Source organism: Enterobacter sp. RIT637, assembly GCF_019718755.1.
GTDB lineage: Bacteria > Pseudomonadota > Gammaproteobacteria > Enterobacterales > Enterobacteriaceae > Enterobacter.
On sequence record NZ_JAIHAZ010000135.1, the window covers coordinates 1 to 562 of the forward strand.

Annotated in this window: 2 pseudogenes; one reads left to right on the top strand and one right to left on the bottom strand. The window is 58.9% G+C overall.

The features are described from left to right. Window positions 1–328 (top strand): annotated as a pseudogene (locus K5E19_RS23610) (hypothetical protein); the annotation flags it as partial. Here K5E19_RS23610 and K5E19_RS23615 read toward each other — a convergent pair. Then, window positions 266–562: pseudogene (locus tag K5E19_RS23615) on the bottom strand (hybrid sensor histidine kinase/response regulator); the annotation flags it as partial. The pseudogenes K5E19_RS23610 and K5E19_RS23615 overlap by 63 nt on opposite strands.

The window sequence follows — 562 nt, forward strand, 5'->3', positions numbered from 1 at the left end:
AATGGACCGCCTGATTATGGCGGCTATCGAAACGCCGTCGCCGCGCGCTACCATTCAGCAGCTGAATACCGTAACCACCACGCTGCCAGAGACCGCCCGCCAGCCGGTGATTGACTTTGTGCTGCCCGATTTCAACGCCGAGCTGCAAAAGCTCGCGCCCCTCTCGAAGCAGCTCGAAGAGAGCGATCTGACGATCAACTGGTACATGTTCCACATCAAAGCGCTGGTGGCGATTTTAAACAGCGATATCAACCAGTACGTGGCGCAGGTGGCGCGCGTCCGGCACGTTGTCGCCGAAGCGACGGTTGATATCCTGCAAATGGCGTAAAAAACTTTGGCTTTGATAAAGCGAACTGAGCAGCGCGTTGCGCTCCAGATGACGTCGCTGACCGCGCTCCAGCATCCCGGTGACGCTTTGCTGTAACTCATTACTGCGGCGAATGATTCGCGCCACCAGCGCCGGTTCCTGCTGCGCCAGCGGCGCATCGGCGAGCTGCTCAAGGGAGTGACGCAGCGCCGTCTGTGTCTGCTTCAGGCGATCCGCTTCGCTTTTGTACTCCAG